This is a genomic window from Tumebacillus lacus (assembly GCF_026410385.1).
Classification (GTDB): domain Bacteria; phylum Bacillota; class Bacilli; order Tumebacillales; family Tumebacillaceae; genus Tumebacillus; species Tumebacillus lacus.
Genome location: NZ_JAPMLT010000017.1, coordinates 39926 through 53603, shown reverse-complemented (window position 1 = coordinate 53603; position 13678 = coordinate 39926). Strand labels below are relative to the sequence as shown.

Below are 13678 nucleotides of genomic sequence, written 5' to 3'. Positions count from 1 at the left end.
CAACTAGTTGAACAAAGTAACTCAGGAGTCATTTCCCTCCTTTTTCGAGAGCACTTTTTAATAGGTTTATTACCTTTGGTCGAGCTCCCTTCTTGAACTTCATGTTTAGATCACGACGGAAAATCTCCGGCATGTAGTAACCTTCTGCCTGTTTAAATGCAACTCCTAAGGATTCTAACAACCTGATCTCATCCACAGTTAATCCCAATGACTCTCTATCAAACGGTAGTTCACGATTTTCCTCGGGCGTACTTCGAATTTTGTTAAATATATTCACCAAGGTAGGAATTTCTTGCTCAATCTCTTTAACCTTCTCAGTAGAACAATAGTCTATTGCATCCCTCATTGCAGCCGGCTGCAAATATCTATTTTCGTAATATCTAACTGTAGATTGTGTGGTCAGTCTTGCAGACTCTCCTAAAAAGCGAACTATATCACGTGCCTGTAACTGTCCACGAAAATCCGATAATGCTGATACTACCCAATTTGCAGAGTACGCCTCTCTTGAATCATCCTTTCCTAATTTTACTCCCCACAAAGGCGGCAAACTCTTCTCAATTAATTCACGTTGCAAGAACTCAATCGCGCCGATATCCCCCTCAATATTCCATACAGGATCTACTGTTTTACACATCCAAAGAACTAGTCGAAGTGCCTCCTCCTGATTCCATCTCATTTCAAATTGGTCATATAATCTAGAGAACTGACCAAAATTCTGTAAAATAGAATGTTGTAGTATATCTTTCCTAGCAAACACGATAATGCCAACATGAGCGTTAGGGAGCTCTCTAATTTGAGGCACTATCCCCTGACATAACGCGCGAACTGCTACTTGTTGAGCTTCAACTTCCGTGATTTTATTAAATACATCCTCTAAACCATCAAGAACTAGAGTGACTCTTTTACCTCTATCTTTCAAGAAATCATTTATGCTTCGCACGGAAATTTGTTCTCCGTTAAATCCAATACACTCAGCAACTGTCGTTAACCAGAATCTCTCCCAACTCTCCTCTGACATTTCCCCGGTAATTACAAGGTTATCTATCTTCTTAAAAACATCCCGTATATTAAATGTGTTTTTCGCTCCTAATATACCTCTGTTCGCATTTAAACATTCATTGATCAACTGTGAGTTATGCATCTCTAAGTTTCGCGAAGATAGCAATGGTAAAATAAAGGAATTTGAGTCGGATTCATTTTTACCTAAAATCTCATCAACAAAACTCTTCCAGAGTTTTTTCTTGACTATTTGCAGGTAAATGAAGGTTTTCCCAGCACCTTTTGCTCCCATTACGACTGCAGTAGGCATTGAGGAAGAGAATTTTTGAGTGAGGTTTCTAATAGGAACCGTCTTTAAAAAATTATCATTTTTATCCGACTCTGCATACTCCATATTCTTACAAACTATCATCAAGTCCCTTAAGAAATGTTCCTTGTAGATATATCCATCCTGATGATGGCTATCTAAAGACTTATCAATGATCTTAGATAGTGCTTCATCAATAATTTTTTCGAATTCCTTTCCAGAAAGCTTCCTGTCAATACTCTCGAGTTTACCTAAATGTACCAACTCTTCAGCGAAAGGTAACGTCTTAACAAAGTCTGGAGTAGAAAGCCACTCAGTTTCATTTTCAAATGGATAAAGAGCTAAAATTTCTTCTGCACTTTCTCTGACGGATTCCTCTGCTTCTTCCGTTACCATTGAGAAGAAAAATAGCGGGTATTGATACCCTTCTTGCTCCTGAGGCATACGATCCAAAACTTGTTTTAAAATAAGTTTATTCCCTTCAACTGATTGGAGTGAAGTTGTAGATAAAATTACTCGCTGCACCCTCGGATCAAATAAGAAGGGGGCAGAAAACTCACTTATCCCAGCTCTCAAATCAATAATTACGGCATCTACCAATAACTTTTTACCAAGTTTATGCAAGAAATCAACCAAAAGCCACTCCCTGCCAGAAAACTTAATTAAATCCCTAGGTGTAACCGGCATGGATAATAATTGCTCCTCTTCTCGGTAAGCCGGTAAAAAGTAATGCTCCGTATATTGTTTGTTTACCGGAAGTCTCAGTCTTTCTTCGCGTATACGTTCAGTAATAAAATCAAGCGCTTCGGTTTCCCAATGTTCTTCCTCATGGATAAGTGTCATTGCATCAAGCAAACTAAAATCCCTAAATCCTCCTTGTTGTCTAGCTAGCCAAGTCAAACCAGGGGCCTCAAAGTCCGCATCAACTATCAACACTTTAAAAGGTTCACCCATGTTTTTCCGTTTGCTAAGAGAACGACAGAAAGACAACGCAGATAAAGTTCTACCGACTCCGCCTTTATAAGAATGGAAGGCAAATATTTGTGGACCATCACTGAAGATGGGTGGCGTCCCGCTGTTATTTTTTGAGTATTCAGATTCAAAAAGCGGCCTAATTCGATAAGACGTTGAGCCAAATGCACTGTATACAGTATTTACTTTTAGGCTCTTTTCCGAATAAGACTCTAATAGAATTTCCTTTCGAACCGGGTCAAATCGATTACCAAACCACCCTCCCAATACATTAAGAACCTGTGCGTCCACATCGGAACTTTTCTCATTTGAGATATGCAGTTCCAATTCATCATCAAACACATAATACTTTATCCAATCATTAGGCCATTCTTCAGATTTTCTCTTGATTTTCAAGGCTAAGTCAACGTCGTGCCATGTATAAAATCTATTCATTTAAATTTCCTCCTCTATCCAGTTAGCAATATTATATAATTTCGCAACTGCTTGTGCCTGTTCCTCGAATCCGACTGGGAAACCATACCTCCAAGCAGTATGAAGATCGACGACTGCAATTCCCTGGATTTCAGGTATCCTAAGCCTAGAAACATTGAGGTATTTTATCATTCTATTTAAGTCATGCCCATTTTTACCACTTGATATATATTGCAACTCAGCATCAGAGTGGTTAGATAATACTTCGGTAGAATTCTTCCCAATCTTCCCAAGTATTAGTGCTTTCAAACCACATTCAACTGCATAAAACAAAATCAAACTATGAGACATACTTTTACCTATAGACGCCGACTTATAAACCGCCAAGTGCCTATGGAATGAATCTATTAGTTGTTTCCTAGTTACATGCAAAGCCACTAGGGGACCTCCTCCGGGTAGATCGACTTCTATTACATATTCTATCAGAGAATTCGACTTTAGAAATCACCAAAGGGAGGATTTTATATATAGTTGTATTCTTTAGGGCAAATGAACTTGCAATTACTCAAAAAACACCACCCAATGGGTGGTGTTTACAATTTACGCCTTTGCCAGCATGCCGAGAAGGATCTCTTGCGATTTTTCAATCGCTTCGCCGAGCTTGCTGACGTCTTTGCCGCCTGCTTGGGCGAGTTCCGGGCGACCGCCGCCGCCACCGCCGGTGATCGCTGCGACTTCTTTGACGATCTTGCCCGCTTGCAGGCCGCGGCCGACGAGGTCTTTGGTGACGGCGACGACAAAGTTGACTTTGTCATCCCCCGCCGAACCGAGCACGATCACGCCGGATTCGAGACGGTTCTTCAGGTCTTCCGCGATGGTGCGCAGACCGTCCATGTCCACGCCGTCGATCTGCTTCGCGAGGAACGGCACGCCGCCGACTTCTGCCAGTTGGTCGAGGAGGTTTTTCACTTCGCCCGCTGCCAGCTTGCCTTTCAACGCTTCGATCTCTTTGTTGAGATCCTTGATGTTGCCTTGCAGGATGTCCAGACGCATCGGCAGGTCGTTGACGTTTGCTTTCAGCTTGCCGGCCGACTCCGCCAGCAGGCGTTCGCGAGCGACGACGTACTCATACGCGCCTTTGCCGGTGACCGCCTCGATGCGGCGCACGCCGGATGCGATCGACGCTTCCGACACGATCTTGAACAGGCCGATCTCACCGGTGGTGCGCACATGACAACCGCCGCACAGCTCGGTGGAGTAGTCGCCCGCTTTGACGACGCGCACGACATCGCCGTATTTCTCGCCAAACAGCGCCATCGCGCCGACTTTCTTTGCGTCTTCGATGCCCATCTCCTGGATCTCGACGCCTTCGTTTGCCCAGATCACTTCGTTGACTTTGCGCTCGATCACGTCCAGCTCTTCTGCGGTCAGACCGGACAGATGCGAGAAGTCAAAGCGCAGACGATCCGACGACACGAGCGAGCCCGCCTGTGCGACGTGCGTGCCGAGCACTTCGCGCAGAGCTTTGTGCAGCAAGTGGGTCGCGGTGTGGTTGCGCGTGATGTTGACGCGGCGCTCATGGTCGATGGACGCCTCGACGGTGTCAAACACTTTCACCGTGCCGGAGAGCACCTTCGCACGGTGCAGGTGATAGCCGTTCGGAGCTTTTTGCACGTCCAGCACTTGCAGGATCGCCGACTCGCCAACGGAGATCAGGCCGATGTCTGCCACCTGACCGCCCGACTCCGCGTAGAACGGGGTGCGGTCGAGGAACAACTCCACATCGTCGCCTTCCTCCGCCTCTTCCACGATCATGCCGCCCGAGATCATCGCGAGGATCTGCGCTGCCGAAGCGGTTTCGCTGTAGCCGACAAAATCAGAAGACTCGATCTTGAGCTGGTCGAACACTTCGGTCTGCACGTTCATCGACGCCACGTCTTTGCGAGCGGCACGCGCACGTTGACGCTGCTCATTCAGCGCTTTTTCAAAGCCTTCGCGGTCGATGCCAAGACCTTGCTCCGCCGCGATGTCCTCGGTGAGGTCGATCGGGAAGCCATAGGTGTCATACAGCGTGAACGCCTTGTCGCCCGGCAGCGTGTCGGCACCGGCCGCTTTCGTTTGCGCGATCACGTCGCCGAGCAGTTGCTCACCGGCCGCCAGCGTGACGTGGAAGCGCTCTTCCTCCGCCTTGACGACTTTCTCGATGAACTCGCGCTTTTCCACGATCTCCGGGTAGTGCTCGCCCATGATGTCACCGACGACAGAGACCAGCGTGTACATGAACGGCTTCTCGATGCCGAGCACTTTTCCGTAGCGGACGGCACGACGGAGCAGACGGCGGATGACGTAGCCGCGACCTTCGTTGGAAGGCAGCGCGCCGTCACCGACGGAGAAGGCGACCGTGCGGATGTGGTCGGCGATGACTTTGAACGCAATGTCCATCTCCGGTGTCTCGTGGTACTTTTTGCCTGCCAGACGTGCGGTCTCTTGGATGATCGGTTGGAACAGGTCGGTGTCAAAGTTGGTCTCGACGTCCTGCAGCAGCGAGCACAGACGCTCCAGACCCGCGCCGGTATCGATGTTTTTCTTCGGCAGCTCGTTGTAGGAGCCGTCCGCGTTGTGGTTGAACTGGGTGAAGACGAGGTTCCACACTTCCAGATAGCGGGTCTCGTTGTGGTTGTCCGGGTGGAACGTCTCATCTTTGCCAAGCTCCGGTTTGCGGTCATAGAAGATCTCCGAGCACGGGCCGCACGGACCTTCACCGATGTCCCAGAAGTTGTCTTTTTCAGTGCGGCAGATGCGCTCCGGGTCGAGGCCGATCAACTCCGTCCAGTAGCCGAACGCTTCGTCGTCCTCGGTGTGGATCGTCACGTACAGACGGTCCTTGTCAAACTTCAGCTCTTCGGTCAGAAACTCCCACGCCCACGTGATCGCTTCTTTTTTGAAGTAATCGCCGATGGAGAAGTTGCCGAGCATCTCAAACATCGTATGGTGGCGCGCCGTTTTGCCGACGTTCTCGATGTCGTTGGTGCGGATGCACTTTTGCGAGTTGGTCATGCGCGGGTTGCGCGGCAGTTCCGAGCCGTCGAAATACTTTTTCAGCGGCGCCATCCCGGCGTTGATCCACAGCAGCGACGGGTCGTTGTGCGGCACCAGCGATGCGGACGGCACGATGTCATGGCCTTTCCCTTCGAAAAACTTCAGCCAGCGATTGCGAATCTCATTGGATTTCATCTGGAATCCCTCCTGGGTCTCGTTAAAAACAGCAAAAAAGCAATAAAAAAAGCCCTCCATCCCCGTCAAAACAGGGACGAAAGGCGTTGCTCACACTCTCGCGGTACCACCCTGATTACCCAAGTCTCTTCCTTAAAAAGATCGACTCAGGTCACCTCAGTTGCGGCTGTAACGGGCCACCCGGCAGGCTTTAGTCACCTGCGCTCGAAAGGAGCGTTCCGAGATCCCAATACCGAAGAGCCTTCTCAGCCACGAGGCTCTCTCTCTGACGGCGGATCATCCCGTACTCGTCTTTCTCATCGCGTTGTACTCTATTATAGTAGAACTTCCTGAATTTCGTAAAGCGTTCATTTTTCAGGACTTCAGGTCTATCTTCCCCCACCCCCGCACAGGTTATACAAAGACAAACCAACAAGTAAATAAGCGGATCGTCACAATTCACTTCAGTCAAACTATGTCGAAACCTGTAGTTTTAGTCCGATTTTACTACGACTTCGTCAACTTATACTTGAAATTATCTGTAACTTCTAAATAATTCGCGAATAACACCCTTGCTGGTCCCTGATGTTTATGATATATTGAACCCGAGGTGAGGTTTGGTTAGTATTCGATGCTAATCAACTTAAGCCTTTCTGAATCTAGCCATTGGCATACAAGGAGGCGTTTCTCTCATGGAATTCAAAAAAGCTCCTGACCGAGATGTCATCATCCGCGGTGTTATCATTCGCGGTGACGTGATCATCCGCGGCTAGTCGGACTCACCATCAACACAAAAACCACCTGAAGATCGCTTCAGGTGGTTTTTCGTTTTTAGTCGGGGAAGCACCCGTCAAAGCGCTCGCGGATGCTGTCCAACTCCGGGAGCATCCGGTTGATGATGCTGTCGACGGCCATCTTGTCGGTCGTCTTCTCCACCTCGACCACCGTGTCGACGTCGAGTTCCACGGCAAAGCGATACTCGTTGCCGACGCGGGTGACGAGGATGCCGGCTTCGTTGTGTTCGGCGATCGGGTTCGTGCCGATAAAGTCGGAACGGCGTTGCAGGTGCGGTTTCATATACGTCATGACAGAAGACCCCTCCTTCTCACGTTCTCGGAAGTTAGTCTGCCCCAAACGGTCCCAAAAGAGCATACAAAAAGAGCCGAATCTGTTTTACTTCTAGCCCAAGCAAACAGGTCCAGCTCTTTTTTCTAAAACTCAATCAGCCCGATGCTGATCTGTAACGACTCATTCACCTTGGACATCAATTCATCGTCCAGATGTGTGATTTTATCGGTCAACCGCTGCTTATCGATCGTACGAATCTGTTCGAGCAGAATCACGGAGTCGCGGTCCAAACCGTAAGTTTTTGCGTCTATTTCCACGTGGGTGGGCAATTTTGCTTTCTGGATCTGCGCGGTAATCGCCGCGACTATCACGGTCGGGCTAAATCGATTGCCGATGTCGTTCTGGATCACCAGCACGGGGCGAAAACCGCCCTGCTCCGAACCTACCACGGGCGATAAATCTGCAAAATAGATGTCGCCGCGCTTCACATTCACCGACTACACCCCGCTAACTAAACGGTCTAGAGTTGTCTCCGCCTCTTCCTCCGCCAAAAACGCTTCTGATGCGATGTTCAGGTTGATCTTCGCCATCTCCAGGTAGCCCTGTTGCAACGACTCCCTGATGTATCGCTTCTTTCTTTCCAGCAGGTACAGATTCATCGCATCCCGGATCAATTCACTGCGATTCAGGTTTTCCTTTTCCACAATGCCATCGACTTCCTGCAACAGATGATTCGGTACACTGACCATTATGCGTTTGGTTTTGGACAACACGCGGCACCTCCAAGCAACAATACCTAATCTCCGGACATTCAAACGTTATTATACCCATCCTTGCATCAGTATGTCAAAGCAGGATCGCTTTCATACCGTTTCCTGCCGGGAATGCCGACTTTCGGAAAAAAGGACAGGTCTGATAGGCTTGCCTCCAAAGATCACATCTTCTATTGTACCATATGCGCCTCGTTCTACCACAATCGTTTGATTGCACCACGATTACAATTTCCGAACCAGCACCGTCTCACCCTGTTGCTTATAGACCCGCGGCACCCGTCGTCCCAGATCGCAGCAGACTTCATAGGAGATCGTGCCGATCTGAGCGGCCACTTCTTCGAGGTCGATCACAGCCTCCCCTTGCGCGCCGTACAGCACGACCTCATCGCCCATTTGCGCATCCGGCACGGCCGACACATCGAGCATCAGCTGATCCATGCAGACACGTCCGATCACCGGCACGCGCACCCCGCGCACCAGAGCGTGTCCTTTTCCGGAAAGCGACCGGCTGTATCCGTCCGCATAGCCCACCGGCACCGTCGCGATCAAGGTGCCGTCCTGCTCCGTCGTATGCGTAGCCCCGTAGGAGATGGAAGTCCCCGCAGGCACCGCCTTCACGTGCACGATCCGAGAGACGAGCCGCAATGCCGGCCGCAGCGGCGCCGCTTTTTGCACCTCGTCGGACGGGTAGTATCCGTACATCGAGATCCCGAGCCGCACCATGTTGCCAAGCGGTTTGTCAGAACAGCGCGGATGATGCAAGATCGCCGCACTATTTGATATATGCCGCAAGGACACATTTATGTCCGCCCGATCTAACATCGCACAAATTTCTTGCCATTTGGCCGTCTGTTCGTCCGCGTACGACGTGTCCGCTTCATCTGACGTGGCGAAATGAGTGAATATTCCTTCCAATAAAAGAGCCTGAGAATCCTGCACCTGTTTTACGAGAGCGAGCAGTTCCTCTGCGGAGCTGACCCCGATGCGTCCCATTCCGGTGTCGACCTTGATGTGCACCTTGACGACCGCGTGCGCAGCGGCAGCGGCCGTCTGCAGGGCGGCGAGGAATTGCGGCTCGTAGACGGTCTGCGTCAGGTTCCACGCCACGACGTCTCCCGCACAGGCCGGGTCGGTGTAACCCATCACGAGGATCGGCGCGTCGATGCCTTCCTCCCGCAGCTCGATGCCCTCCTCGACGGATGCCACCGCCAGCCGCGTCGCACCGGACGCAAGGGCCGCTTTGGCCACCGGGCCTGCGCCGTGGCCGTAGCCGTTCGCCTTGACCACCGCCATCAGTTCCGTCCCCTCCGGCAGCAGTCGTTTCATCTCGCGCACATTGTGTTCGATCGCGTCCAGATCGATCTCCGCCCATGTCGGTCTGCCAAACATCCCGCTCGCCTCGCTTTCCGTTCCATTAAAGTTGCTTACCAAGTAAATGTAACATGAAAACAAAAAAGGAAAAAGGGTCTCGACCGTCCCTTTTTCCTGATAAATTTGTTACTTGCCCGCGTGATTGGTCATGGACTGCGCCACACGGATCATCTCATCGACCGCCATGTTGCCGGTCAGCGAGAACTCGACGCCGTTGTGGAACCAGTACATCGAGCGGTTGCCCGACTCTGCACCTGCGACGACAGCCGGCACGCCCCACAGGTCGACGATCTCGCCTGCATAGAGCGACGTGTCTTTCGCCGCCGGACGGTGCTCGGTGATCGTAAACGCGTTTTGGCCGTCGAAGCGCAGCATGACCGTCGATTTGGTCTCCTGCTGGTCGACCATCTTCGCGCCGTTCGGCAGATAGCGCGGTTCGATGATGCCGAAATCTTTCGCGCCGGCCATCACCGGTTTTGCGTCCGTCGGCGCCATCGCCATCGCCGCTTCCGGCGAGAACTGCTCTTTTTTGAACTCGACGCCGGTCTTGAAGCTCTCATAATCGACCGATACGACCGATTTTTTGTCCTTGTCGAGCAGCGCCACTTGGATCGGATGCAGATTGCTGTCTTTGAGCGTGACTTTTTGCTCGGTGACGAGCGGGTTTTCCGGCTCCATCTTCATCGTGAAGGACAGTTGGCCGTCCTTTGCGTCAAAGCCGCGCTCTTTGGCGTTCAACACGCGGTCGATCACCGCATGGTAGAGGTAGACATAGCCTTGATTTTCCGCCCAATCGCCGCGGAAACGGAAGCTTTTCTTCAACTGCGGCGACACGACAAACACGCCGTCATCGTTGCGGATGATCACCTGGGTGACCTCTTTGTTCTCGTTGCCCAGCGCGATGCGGTAGTAGTGCGGGGACTGATACCACGTCTCGATGGAGTATTTTTGCACTTGATTGTTGGCGGAGACCGTCATCATCGCTTTCGATTCGTACGTCTTCAGGTCTTGCTTCATCTCGCCCAAGTCTTTCAGCACCGTTTCTTGATCGCGCGATCCGCAACCGACGAGCGTCAGAGACAGTACCAAGCAGCAGACGAAGACGAGGTACAGCTTTTGTCGCAGCATGCTCTTCTTGAACATAGCGGGACCCCTCCCTCTTCTTATTCGACAGGGTTTGTAGACCTGTCGCGGATTTCCCAGGAAATATGTCGAGAGATTTTTGAAAATTCATGCGAAGGGCATGTTTTTCCTTGTCTCTCGATCCTGCTTGGTACATGTCTATTCTTGTCTCAGCGGGATTATGTACAAGAACCTGCTTATCCCTCTGCGACAACAGTCGCCGTCGCGTAGTGCTCGCTGTGGGAGATCGAGACGTGGATTTTGCGCACGCCGAGCTGTTCCGCGACCTTCGCAGCCCCGCCTTGCAGGTACATCTGCGGTGCGCCCCGCTCGTTGTTCCAGATCACGAGGTCGTGCAGTCCGACCTCGCCGATGCCGGTGCCGAGCGCTTTGGAGGCCGCTTCCTTGGCGGCGAAACGGCCGGCCAGGTATTCCAGCCTGCGCTTCGCCGATTTGATTTCGCGCCGCTCCTCCGGGGCGAGGATGCGCTCCCAGAACGCATCGCCTTGCCGTTCGAGCGAGGCAGCGATGCGTTTGATTTCGATGATGTCCGTGCCGATGCCGATAATCATGAACGGGTGGCTCCTCTCGTCCTCTTTTCTTTAGCTACAGCATACCAAAAAAGGGAAATGCTCGCCGACCGAGAAAATAGGGATATCACAGATCGAATCGGAGGTTTTCTTCAGATGTTGCAATCTCTCCTCATCGGCGACCGCCTCAGACTCAACGCCCTGCGCGACGCCGACATCCCGCTCATCACCGCCTGGTACCAAGACCAAAACTTCCTGCGCAACCTCGATGCCATCCCCGTCGGTCTGCGCTCGGAAAGCAGCGTCCGCGAGATGATCGAAGGGCTGATGAAGCGGCCGACCCGCGACTATGGATTTGCGATTCGCAAAAAAGACACCGACGAGCTCGTCGGGCTGACGATCCTCGACGGCATCCTCTGGAACAACGGGACCTGCCACGTCTCTATCGAGATCGGCGAGCCGTCCCACCGCAGCCGAGGCTACGGTCGCGAGGCGATGGAACTCGTTCTCGACTTCGCCTTTCAAGAGCTCAACCTGCACGCGGTGTCGCTGACGGTGTTTTCCTATAATGAACCGGCGATCCGGCTGTATGAAAAGCTCGGATTTACCAAAGAAGGCGTTCGCCGCGAGTACCTGCACCGCGACGGGAAGCGGCACGATCTGTATTTGTACGGGATGTTGAGACGGGAATGGGAAGCGCGGTGATCGCGCATACAGAAACAGCCTCTCCGTGATGGAGAGGCTGTTTCCCGTTTTACCTGCCTTACACAAACATCACCACATACGGTACCACCCAACCGATCACCGACGCCGCTACGGCGACAGACACCACGCGGCCGCGCTTTTGCCTGATGCCCCAGATCGCCAGCAACGGGAAGGCCAGCATGAGAAAATAGCCGGTAAATCTCGGCGTCGCACTCAGATAGAGCACCGACGGCAGCGAGCCGATCAGACTGATCAGCATCCATTTCCAAGACCCTTGCTTATACGCCGCCACTGCGCCGATCAAGGCCACGACCAGCCCGCCATAGAGCATCCACGATGCCATTTTCCGTCATTCTCCTTTCTTCTTACCCTGCCCGTAAAACAGCCGCGATACTGCGACGCCGATGCCGCCGACGACGATAAAGAGAATCGCGCGCACCGCGACAGACACGATGGGCAGGTCAAACAACACGAGCTTAAACAGCGTGATAAACAGCAGCACGACCCCGACGATCCTCGCCAGCCGCGACTGCCGCACCGTGCCGAACACAATGGCTGCGATGGCGTACAGCGCCCAGACGAACGAGACGACCATGTGCTCCACGCTGCTGCTGAGCGGCTCAGCCAACACCATCGCGACCTGCGTGAGGAACACCAGCAGGAGCGCGGCCCAAAGGATCGCAAGCAATGTCAGGCCCCCAGACGGCACGTTGAATTCATCATCGTCCGCCGCAGCCGCTTGCTCATTTTCCCGCTGGATCAGGAACACCAGCGCGATCATCGACGCGAGCATCACGCCCCATTGCAACGTCTGTGCAGACGCAAACTCCCGGATCGGCTCGCTCACCGTCAACATCAGCCCCAGCACGTACACCGCACTGCCGACCAGCGACGTGAGCCCGACCCGCACCCGCAAGGACAGCCAGATCAACACCGCGCCTTCCAGCAACATCGTGAACGGCAGCACGTCGCTGTCCAGCGTGCGGAACAACCACACGGCGAGCGCGACCGACCCCGCCGACAAGAACACCGACGACAGCAGCCGCTGTTTCCACGACACCGCCGCGAGCAACGCGTGCACCGCGACCAAGGCCAGCAGGAAGCGGTCGTACAGCGCGCCCCCGTCGTCCTCGATCAACGCCGTCATCCAGAAAAGGACAAGCATCGCCGAACTGAAAATCGAGAGCAGCCGCACCGTATTTCCTTCCCGAGTCAGGAGCAGCAGCGCGATTTGCAAGAGATGTTGCAAGAACACGCCGTAGACGACATACGCGCTCTCCTCTTGCACCATGATCGCGAAAATCCCCACGGCCAGATGGAACAGCACCTGGGCCGTTACGAATAGGATATGGTGCCCTTTGCGCAGCGCGATCAGCAGAAACACGGTGGTGAGCGCCGTTTGATAGCCCATGAAAAAGAGCGTGTTCGGCTCATCGCTCTTGATCAGGAACGGCACCATGCACCCGCCGATGAGCGTGAGCACCGCCAACGCCTGCGACCGATGCCGCAAAGACAAGTACACGCCGCCTGACAAGATGCCGAGATGCAGGGCAAACGCCTCGGCCGACCCGATCAGTCCGTACCACATATGCGCGGCAAACGTCGTCAGGATCGCCACCGCCACCGCGCCGCCGAGCAACACCTGCCCGAGCGCGTGACGATCGTGGCGGACCTGACGCTCGCCGAGCCAGACAAACGCAGCCGTCGTCAGCACCCCGATCAAACAGCGCACCGGCTCGGTTAAAATCCCGCTCTCCACCGCCGCCTTGAAGCCCCACAAGACCCCGAGCAGCAGCACGAGCAAAAATACCCGCGGCAGCCAGACCCGCCCGATCAGATGCTCCCAATCGACCGGCTCTTTGGGCGGCTTTTTTCCCTCTTCCTTCAGCGGACCATGCCCCGCACCAGTTGTGCCAGCCGCTGAGCTCGCATGTGCCGCCCCCGACTGCTCGACCCCGTCCGGGGTCACCTCCGGCCCGGTCGCCCCCTGCAACCGGCCGCTCAGTTCCTGCACGGCAGCCCGCAAGCGCGCCAGTTCCGCATCTTGCTGTTCGACACGCTCTTCCAGCCGCTTGATGCGAAGTTCTTGCTCCTTCTCGATGTCCCCCGCCCCCTTCCATTCGACACCCTCTATCATCAATTGCAAAAATTTAGGAAATGTAACTTCATTATATTGTATACTGGAAATAAAGAACAGAGACATT

Annotated in this window: 12 protein-coding genes; 1 reads left to right on the top strand and 11 read right to left on the bottom strand. The window is 53.0% G+C overall.

The genetic code is table 11. The features are described from left to right. Positions 1-28: 28 nt before the first annotated feature. The 9 genes from OS242_RS20215 to acpS all read right to left on the bottom strand — a co-directional run bounded on the left by OS242_RS20215 (position 29) and on the right by acpS (position 10811). Positions 29-2713, bottom strand: coding sequence for a ParA family protein (locus OS242_RS20215; protein WP_267153487.1), 2685 nt, complete (start codon positions 2711-2713; stop codon positions 29-31). Further along, positions 2714-3130 carry a hypothetical protein gene (locus tag OS242_RS20210; RefSeq protein WP_267153486.1) on the bottom strand — a complete coding sequence of 139 codons (417 nt, stop codon included), beginning with the start codon at positions 3128-3130 and terminating at the stop codon, positions 2714-2716. Positions 3131-3292: 162 nt separating this feature from the next. After that, entirely contained in the window at positions 3293-5926 is a 2634-nt protein-coding gene (alaS, locus tag OS242_RS20205) for an alanine--tRNA ligase (protein WP_267153485.1), read from the bottom strand. Between the two features lie 810 nt (positions 5927-6736). Further along, positions 6737-6991: a hypothetical protein gene (locus tag OS242_RS20200; protein WP_267153484.1), complete on the bottom strand. Its 255-nt coding sequence runs from the start codon at positions 6989-6991 to the stop codon at positions 6737-6739. A gap of 125 nt (positions 6992-7116) precedes the next feature. Next, complete coding sequence (locus OS242_RS20195; protein WP_267153483.1) at positions 7117-7467, bottom strand: type II toxin-antitoxin system PemK/MazF family toxin; 351 nt, start codon at positions 7465-7467, stop codon at positions 7117-7119. A gap of 3 nt (positions 7468-7470) precedes the next feature. After that, on the bottom strand, positions 7471-7722 hold the full coding sequence (locus OS242_RS20190; RefSeq protein WP_267153511.1) for a CopG family ribbon-helix-helix protein: 252 nt from the start codon (positions 7720-7722) through the stop codon (positions 7471-7473). A 246-nt stretch (positions 7723-7968) separates the two neighbouring features. Next, the gene (gene alr, locus OS242_RS20185) at positions 7969-9135 is read right to left on the bottom strand and encodes an alanine racemase (RefSeq protein ID WP_267153482.1); all 1167 of its coding nucleotides are present in this window, start codon (positions 9133-9135) and stop codon (positions 7969-7971) included. 108 nt (positions 9136-9243) lie between these two features. Then, positions 9244-10260, bottom strand: a complete 1017-nt coding sequence (locus tag OS242_RS20180; protein ID WP_267153481.1) for an outer membrane lipoprotein-sorting protein — start codon at positions 10258-10260, stop codon at positions 9244-9246. Positions 10261-10436: 176 nt separating this feature from the next. Beyond that, on the bottom strand, positions 10437-10811 hold the full coding sequence (gene acpS / locus OS242_RS20175) for a holo-ACP synthase (protein WP_267153480.1): 375 nt from the start codon (positions 10809-10811) through the stop codon (positions 10437-10439). 114 nt (positions 10812-10925) lie between these two features. Between acpS and OS242_RS20170 the strand changes: the two genes are divergently transcribed. Continuing rightward, complete coding sequence (locus tag OS242_RS20170; RefSeq protein WP_267153479.1) at positions 10926-11474, top strand: GNAT family N-acetyltransferase; 549 nt, start codon at positions 10926-10928, stop codon at positions 11472-11474. A 58-nt stretch (positions 11475-11532) separates the two neighbouring features. On the opposite strand, the gene OS242_RS20165 is transcribed toward OS242_RS20170, so the two are convergent. Both OS242_RS20165 and OS242_RS20160 read right to left on the bottom strand, forming a co-directional pair. Continuing rightward, positions 11533-11817 (bottom strand): hypothetical protein, encoded by a 285-nt coding sequence (locus OS242_RS20165; protein ID WP_267153478.1) that lies wholly within the window; start codon positions 11815-11817, stop codon positions 11533-11535. Positions 11818-11823: 6 nt separating this feature from the next. Next, positions 11824-13611 (bottom strand): DUF2339 domain-containing protein, encoded by a 1788-nt coding sequence (locus tag OS242_RS20160; protein WP_267153477.1) that lies wholly within the window; start codon positions 13609-13611, stop codon positions 11824-11826. Between the last annotated feature and the right edge of the window lie 67 nt (positions 13612-13678).